The 5,450-nt window shown below is 68.5% G+C and carries 5 protein-coding genes; 2 read left to right on the forward strand and 3 right to left on the reverse strand.

Translation table 11 applies throughout. The features are described from left to right. The coding region (locus tag U9980_RS04125; RefSeq protein WP_322766752.1) for an endonuclease domain-containing protein at window positions 1–428 on the forward strand (428 nt) is incomplete at its 5' end. A 226-nt stretch (window positions 429–654) separates the two neighbouring features. Here U9980_RS04125 and U9980_RS04130 read toward each other — a convergent pair. Continuing rightward, window positions 655–2,481 (reverse strand): DEAD/DEAH box helicase, encoded by a 1,827-nt coding sequence (locus tag U9980_RS04130; protein WP_322766753.1) that lies wholly within the window; start codon window positions 2,479–2,481, stop codon window positions 655–657. A gap of 422 nt (window positions 2,482–2,903) precedes the next feature. On the opposite strand from U9980_RS04130, the gene U9980_RS04135 reads away from it, so the two are divergent. After that, window positions 2,904–4,265, forward strand: a complete 1,362-nt coding sequence (locus tag U9980_RS04135; protein WP_322766754.1) for a helix-turn-helix transcriptional regulator — start codon at window positions 2,904–2,906, stop codon at window positions 4,263–4,265. Here U9980_RS04135 and cutA read toward each other — a convergent pair. Both cutA and U9980_RS04145 read right to left on the reverse strand, forming a co-directional pair. After that, window positions 4,248–4,589 carry a divalent-cation tolerance protein CutA gene (cutA, locus tag U9980_RS04140; protein WP_322766755.1) on the reverse strand — a complete coding sequence of 114 codons (342 nt, stop codon included), beginning with the start codon at window positions 4,587–4,589 and terminating at the stop codon, window positions 4,248–4,250. The two genes, U9980_RS04135 and cutA, sit on opposite strands and share 18 nt — an antisense overlap. Window positions 4,590–4,835: 246 nt before the next feature. Further along, window positions 4,836–5,450: ACT domain-containing protein (locus tag U9980_RS04145; RefSeq protein ID WP_322766756.1), on the reverse strand; the 615-nt coding region annotated here is incomplete at its 5' end.

Here is a 5,450-nt window from a genome sequence, read left to right on the forward strand (position 1 = left end):
CCCACCGCAACCCGGACCTGCTCGGCATGGTCGCGATGGACCTCGCGCAGGCTCCGCGGGGACGAGGCGTCGCCCACGGCCGCCGGGTGCTGGGACTGGTCTCGCCGAAGACCGAGTCCCCGCTGGAGACGATGCTCCGCCTGCTCCTGCACCTTTGCGGCCTACCGGCTCCGGTATGCCAGTACGAGGTCCAGCCGCTCAACGGAAAGATCATCGGCAGAGTCGATCTCGCGTTCCCGGACCGCGGCCTCCTCCTCGAGGCGGACGGCAGAACTCACCACGAGGCATGGTCCGACGGCGTCCGGGACCGACGTCGACAGAATCTCCTCGTCACAGCGGGTTTTCGGATACTGCGCTTTACCTGGGACGACGTCTGGAGCCGACCCATGGATGTGGTCGAGGCTGTCCGCTCGGCCCTCACGCCGTGAGGTAGCCAGACCGTGGAACACAGGGCATCCCGCAAACACAGGGCATCGCGGAAGGGGCTCACCATGACGAGTGGAAGGTTGACGTGCACCATGCGTCCGATTTGTAGCTTTTTAGGCTGTCAATCTTCCACTCGTCACACCATGGGACGGCGGACGCGGGGAACGAGACGGGCAGCGGGGTGGATGACGGGCGGCGGACGCGGGGTGGATGACGGGACGCGGACCGCTACTTCTCCCAGCGGCGGACGGTGTCGATGCGCGCCCGTAGCTGCGCGGCGCTGGCCTGGCCCGTCGCCGGCCCGCCACAGGTACGCCGCAGCTCACCGTGGATGATCCCATGCGCCCGCCCGGTGCGGTGGTGGTGGGCTGCGACGAGCCGGTTCAGCTCCCGGCGCAGCTCGGTGATCACCTCATGGGTGGGACGGTCGTCCGCCGAAGCCTCGCCGGTGGCGTCGGCACGCAGGTCCGGCCGGACCTGCGAACCGGGCTGGCCGGGGACATCGGGTGCCCCTGATGCGGACGGGGAACGCCCGGTGCGCTCCTGCTTGCGCCGGGCGGCCTGCTGGGCCGCCTCCCGCTGCTTGAGCAGCACCGCGACCTGGTCCGGTTCCAGCAGCCCGGGAAGGCCCAGAAAGTCCTCCTCCTCGGCGGAACCGGCCGCGGCCTGGGTGCCGAACTCGCCACCGTCGAAGATCACCCGATCGAGGTGGGCGGACGAACCGAGTGCGGTGAACGACCGGTCCACCAGGTCAGGGGTGTCGCGGCGCCGGTTGGCCTCGCGAAGTGATTCGTCGTCGAACGCATCCGGTTCGCGCAGTGGCTTGTCGAGGGCGTGGTCGCGCTGGACCTCCATCTCACTGGCCAGCGCGAGCAGCGCCGGGACGCTGGGCAGAAAGACCGACGCCGTCTCGGGACGGCCCCGGCCCCGCACAAAGCGACCCACCGCCTGAGCGAAGAACAGTGGCGTGGCCACGGACGTGGCATAGACCCCGACAGCCAGGCGCGGCACGTCCACGCCCTCGCTGACCATTCGGACCGCGACCATCCAACGGTCCCTCGAACCCCGGAAAGCCTCGATCTTCGAGCTGGCCGCGGGATCGTCGGAGAGCACGACCACCGGCTCGGTTGCGCTGACTCGGCGCAGGATCGCGGCGTAGGCGCGGGCGTTCGCGTGATCGGTGGCTATCACCAACCCGCCCGCGTCCGCCATTCCGCCGACGCGTACCTGGCCCAGGCGGGTGTCCGCGGCGGCCAGCACCGCGGGGATCCAATCGCCACGCGGGTCAAGTGCCGTGCGCCATGCGGCGGCGGTCTGTTCGTTGTTCAGCGGCTCGCCGAGACGGGCTGAGAGCTCATGCCCGGCGCTGGTCCGCCAGGACATCTCCCCGGAATAGGCCAAGAACAGCACGGGACGCACAACGGCGTCACGTAGCGCGTCGGCATACCCGTAGGAGGAGTCCGAAACGCTGCGGGTCACGCCATCTGGACCGGGGAGATAGGTCACGAAGGGAATGGGATTGACGTCTGACCGGAACGGCGTTCCGGTGAGTGCCAACCGTCTGGTTGCGGGTGTGAAGGCCTCGCGGACCGCATCCCCCCAGGACCGGGCGTCACCGGCGTGGTGGATCTCGTCCAGGATCACCAGCGTGCGGCGTCGCTCGCAGCGCAGCCGGTGCAGGGCCGGATGGGCCGCCACCTGTGCGTAGGTCAGCACGACACCGGTGTAATCCGACGAGGTTGCCCCGGCGGTGTTGCGGAAGGTCGGGTCGAGCGCGATGCCCGTCGCGGCGGCCGCCTGTGCCCACTGTCGTTTCAGATGTTCGGTCGGGGCCACCACGGTGATCGCGCGCACCACGCCGTCGCGCAGAAGGTCTGAGGCGACCCGCAGCGCGAAGGTCGTCTTGCCGGCACCCGGCGTGGCGACCGCCAGGAAGTCGCGCGCGCCGGCACCCGTCCTGGCCTGGTATGCCGCGAGGGCGGCCCGCTGCCACGTTCGTAGCGGATGGCCACCAGACGATACCGGTGGGGTGCTGGGTTGGGGGCCGGCGCTCACAGAGTGAGACTCTAAGCGGTCACCGAGGGCACCCGGGCACGGTCACCGCGAGCGGCCGGCATCACATGATCGATACTTGCGCCCGCAGCCACCGGTAAACCGGTCCCGATATCACCTGATGTACCGGCTTCCACACACAAATATCTACTTATAGTACCGATCACATCTGGCGAGTCATGGACACAATGGACCGAGCGCTTCTCGCCACCGCACCTTGACATTTCCAGCGGCGCTCGGTGGTGGTCAGTGGTGACGCGTTGACGGCCTCCAGTGAAATCACGGGGAAAGGCGTCCGAACCAAACGGCGGCCGGCGCCGAACTGTCCGAGCCCTTGTCCGGACGGCCGGGTGGGTGCAAGTCGGATGTCCAGGACGACGGGATAAGCTGCCTTTGTCGAGCACGCCATCTGGGGGAGACGGAAGATGACAGCGCCAGCCAGGGCGGTTTCGCCCGCCGTATCGAATCCCCCGGAACGCATCCCCAACACCCGGTTGCGAACCTGTCGCGAGGAGAGAAGCTGGTCGCAGGAACGACTCGCGACCGAGCTGCGACGCTTCGCCGTCATCCACGAAGGACGCGAGGCAGGCGTCACCGGCAATATGGTCTGCAAGTGGGAGAAGGGCGACAAGAAGCCCAGCCTTCGTTACCAACGGCTGCTGCGCGCGCTATTCCACCGGAGTTCTGGGGAACTCGGCTTCATCGACGACGAAACGATGACCCGGGTCCGCACCGATCCGGAGGCGGGCCGCGATCCGGGACAGCCCCAAACGAGCGTGGAGCGGCGCTCCTTCTTACGGATGGTCGCGGCAGCCGGGGGCGTCGCGGTCACACCGGTCACCTTCGACACCGAGCCCTGGGATCGGCTTTCCGCGGCCCTTCGGCAGCAGGCCGTGGTCACCCCGTCGATTGTCGATGATTTGTCCGCGCGCACGGCGGGTCTGTTCGGATTGGAGGAACGGGTCCCGGCCCGGGCCCTCATGGACAAGGTGACCACGCATCTGGTGACGCTGAGCCGGCTGCTGGAGACCTCACCACGGTCGGCGGTACGCCGTGACCTGGCCGCCACTGCCGGCGAGGCCGCGGCACTCGCCGGGTGGCTCGCCTTTGACATGCGCGACAACACGCGGGCACTCGCCTACTACCGGGTCGCGGTCGAGGCCGCCCGCGAGGCCGATGACAACGCCCTGTGGGCATGTGTGCTCGGGTACGAAAGCTATCAACCGGGTATGGCCGGGCGCCCGGACCAGGCCTGTGCACTACTGACAGAGGCGCAGCGCCGAGCCGCGCTCGGCGGCAGCATGATGACCCGTGCGTGGCTGGCCGCTCGCGAGGCCGAGGAACAGGCTTCCCGGGGGGACAGCGGCGCGGCGCTGCGCGCGCTCGAGCGGGCCGGCGACGCCTACGATCGGGCCGATCCGGCGCAGGACCGGGTATGGACGCAGTTCTTCGACCGCCCCCGCCTCAACGGGATGAAGGTCACGACCTTCACCCGCTTACGCCGCCCGGACGCCGCCTACGCGGCCGCGGCCGAGAGTCTGTCGCCAACCAGCCCGACCGCCACGAAAAAGCGCTCGCTGCTGCTCGCCACCCTCGCCGAGGTGCACATCCACCGCCGGGAGCCCGACCAGGCATGCCAACTGGCCGCGGACGCGCTCGCGATCGTGGCGCAGACGGACTTCTCGCTGGGGCTGGCCCGGGTCCGACAGGTCCGCGATCAACTCCGGCCGTGGCGGGAGACACAGCCTGTACGGGACCTCGACGAGCAGCTACGGGTGCTGGCCTGAGCGCGTGGACGGCGCCGTCTCGGCGGTGATCCAGTCCAGATAGTCACCGAGCCCGTGGACGATCGGCGTCGCAATGATCTCCGGCGTCTCGTACGGGTGCGCCTGGGCGATCTCCTGCGCCAACTCGGCAAATCGCTCAGTTGTCGTTTTCGCCAGACATATCCATTCGTCCGCCTGCTCGATCTCGCCGCGCCATCGGTAGGTGCTGCGAATCGGGCCGAGAACCTGAAAACAGGCGGCAAGTCGACGCTCCACCAGCAGACGCCCGATCCGCTCCGCCGCTTCAGACGAATCAATGCTGGTCATGGCCTGCAGATGGCCCACGAACTCCCCCGATCAATCGGCGCATGAACAACATACTCTACATCGAACGGGAGGGTCCACTGACAAATTTACGGTGACTGCAGTCGGCACTGGATTCCGGGCATTCCATTCGGCAGACGGGCGCTCACCGTGGGCCGGGCACGCCGAGTGCTGTTTGCGTCATTTCTCCACAGAACGACGGAAACGAACGAACAGCTGATTACCATAGGTAACAAGCAGAAACGTAGTACCGCCCGGCGCCGACCACTAAGCGCAGGGATCGGCTCGAACTCCGCCGGTGCGGTAGCAGTCATACACGCCACCCACCGTCCGTACGGCTGCGAGGACCGCGTCCAACTGCGCCGGCCCGGCGACCTCGACGGTGAATCGGGCCCGGGCCACCCTGTCCTCGGCTGTGATGGTGGACGCGGACCGCACGGCAGCCGACGCGTCCGACAGCATTTCGGTGATGTCCGCAAGCAGGCCATACCGGTCAAATGCCTCGACCGCGATCTCGGCGGGGAAGGTCGCCGTCGTGGTGGGAATCCAGGAGGTCACCGCGACCCGGCGCCGATCCCCACGGACGTCCGCCGCGTTCGCGCATTCCTGCCGGTGTACCGAGACCGCCGGGCTGTGCGTGGTGGTGAAGCCGACCACGTTATCCCCCGGCAGGGGCAGACAGCAGCGCGCAAGACGTACCGGGACGTCCGGCCGGCCGTCAACCGCGGCCAACCCCGCCCAGGTCTGCGAACGAACGCGACCCCGCGGCAGCTGCGGCTGCGACACCGCGGGCCGCGCCGAGGGCCGGTGGGCTCGATCCCCGCCGGGATCGGGCCGGTGCGACGGGCCGACCTCGTCGGCCAGAACGGTCGAGTCGGCCAG

This window comes from Protofrankia sp. Cr1 (genome assembly GCF_963555865.1).
GTDB lineage: Bacteria > Actinomycetota > Actinomycetes > Frankiales > Frankiaceae > Protofrankia.

What these genes read in the sequence shown, in the direction of transcription:
- U9980_RS04135 (WP_322766754.1), top strand. Translation starts at nt 2,904, where the DNA reads ATGACAGCGCCAGCCAGGGCGGTTTCGCCCGCCGTATCGAATCCCCCG.